This window comes from Mesotoga sp. Brook.08.YT.4.2.5.2., from assembly GCF_003351125.1.
Lineage (GTDB): Bacteria > Thermotogota > Thermotogae > Petrotogales > Kosmotogaceae > Mesotoga.
In genome coordinates this window covers 1-2453 of sequence record NZ_JPGZ01000068.1, presented here as the reverse complement: position 1 = coordinate 2453, position 2453 = coordinate 1, and the positions used below count along the sequence as shown (strand labels likewise).

At 44.7% G+C, this 2453-nt stretch carries 2 protein-coding genes; both read right to left on the bottom strand.

The annotated features are described in order from the left end of the window. Window positions 1-299 precede the first annotated feature (299 nt). Entirely contained in the window at window positions 300-2018 is a 1719-nt protein-coding gene (locus Q502_RS14190) for an IS1634 family transposase (protein WP_108702535.1), read from the bottom strand. Beyond that, entirely contained in the window at window positions 2005-2340 is a 336-nt protein-coding gene (locus Q502_RS15170) for a DUF6788 family protein (RefSeq protein WP_374704127.1), read from the bottom strand. Before Q502_RS15170 ends, Q502_RS14190 begins: the two co-directional genes overlap by 14 nt. Window positions 2341-2453: the final 113 nt, after the last annotated feature.

The window sequence follows — 2453 nt, the reverse complement described above, 5'->3', positions numbered from 1 at the left end:
AACCCACATTTCTCACCTTTTTGACGTTGAACTCACCGGAATTATCGATTCGCGGCTAGAAACATCTTCGAATATGGTCTTACCACTTACCATGCGGTTCCTGCTGAAACCACACGGTCTTTGGTTCATCTGTTGTTTTCTACAGCACTCAGTCAGGATGAGTTAGTGGATGGGGATTGTCATTGAGATGCTATTCTGCTACTGTCCTGTTCAAATGTGAGCTATCTGCTCTTCAACGAAAATGTGTTCATCAAACAGCATCCGGGGTATATCTCAGATTCTCTCCTCATCTGCTGTGTTTAAGTCACTATTGGTGTACACAAACACTCTGGATCAAGAAATACCGAAGAGTCGAGTCCCAGAGTTTCAAGAAACGACTGTTGTTGTTCTGTCGGACCCTTTAACAGCCATCGCTGGCCTTTGAGTAGTATGACCTGAATACCAAGAAAGACTGTTGTCATCATGAACGCAGTGGGTTTGTTTGTCTTTTTGTTATCCCAACCAGGAACGGTAGAGTTCGTTTGCTCCAGGTATAACCTCATGGATCGTTCCATAAGCCTCCATACCATAAGGGCAATGATCAGGATCATACCAAGAGCATCAATACGTGAAGGTGTCTTGAGAAACAGATCATTTACTACCAGCGGGTCTTTGAGAAATGCAAAGTCACTCTCAACGATGTATTGTCCCTTGTAAGTTCGAACGATTCCTTTACTGTCCAAAGCGTCTTTGCCCTGAGCCGGGACGTTGGTCAACAAGACAAAACATCCAGCCATTTCTTTCTCTCTTTCTATCCCTTCAGTCCGTTCATTGAGTTTGTAAGAAAGCTGGTAGTGAGTAACTGTGGGAACGGGTCTGTCCTTGGGCGGGCGTCCCCGTTGTCTTACTTCCACTGGATCAATGCTGACAGAAACCTTGTGGAGCCTATCCGAAAGTTTCTCTACCTTTAGTGCTGCTGCTTCGGCATCAGCGTAGCAGAAGTATACCTTTTGGATACGCTTCAGTTGTTTGGAGATCGAGCTCTTCGATGCAGCAATTTGTCTGTCCAGTTTCTTCTGCTTTCTTTTGTCATGTGAATCAGAATGAACAACAACGGCTCTGTAGGATGTATCATACAGCTTCACAGATGTCTCATAAGCTTTGTATTGTGTATGAGAACGAGCGTCAGTATCTGAAGGCTCTGCTACAGGTCCTATGTACTCCCATTGCTTTGCATTTACTGCTTCAATGATGGCTGCTTTACACTCATTATATGTTGCAGGTAGACGAGAGATGAAACGGTTCGTTCCTATTGCCTTCAGATTGTCCTGAGTGACCATGGCAGAATCAGCAACGTAGACAAATGCCCCCGATCCAAGCCCGTGCTTTGCCATGATGGAGCTTATGCGTGACAACATCTGGTTGTTCGATGTCTTATCCGATGCATTTCCATCCAGGGTTCTGCCAAAGATGGGAACTCCCCTGTCTACACACAGCAGTTCTGTCATGAATTGTTTGAGTTGAGGCTGATAATCTTTGCTGTGACCATAAGTGATCAATGGCCCTGGGGGTGGTTCTTCTTCCTCACATTGGCGATACTCTCCCCACACACTGGTAGAGGTAGTATCGTAACTGAGAGTTCTCAAGTCAAGCTTGAAAATAGATGCTGCACGCTGACCTATCTCTGTAATTATCTTCGATGTCCCACAGGCGAAGACGGCATCAAGGGACCTGGCAAGGTTGGTATCATTGAAGCTGTGGACATCAATCTTCTGTCCCAGCAATAACTCGGTATCCTGAGTTGCAAGAAAGTTTTCCAGCCTGTATAAGGGGCTCCTTCCTGACAAAACATCCAGTACCATGGCTTGAACCACCAGCCCAGGACGCAGTTCCATCTTTGAAGAAACCATCTGGTCTACAACTTCTGCCAGTTTGAGTTTCTTGCAGTATGCTGCAGCAATAGGAAGGAAACCATGATTATATACGCTCGCATCTTTCAGTCCTGCCAGTTCATCAGGTAAGTGATCATGATCTTTCATAAGCTCTCTCCTTCATAAGTGCCAGGTTGATCTGTGTGATTTCTTCCACGATCTCCTGTAGTCTGTGATACTGTTCAATCCCTTTCAAAGCAGCAGATACCTGTGACTTTGGAACATACTTCTGGCGTTGACGTCCTTCTTCTTGAACTACAAGGTAATGTCGAGGACCATGACGATTACCTGTATGACAGGAACAATTGCGGCGTGAACAGGTGGAATATCTCTCAAACCATGATCCGTGGATAAGATGGGATAGAGTGCTCAATTCTTTGAGCAATATTGCTCTTCTAGCGAGTAGTTTTTCAACATATGCATTTGACATAGCACTATCATAGCATATATAATAAATGCTATACAAGACAAAGAGAAAAGACTCTTTCTGAAATGCCCGAGAAAATAACAATCAAAGATGGGCAGAAAGGTGAGGAATGTGGA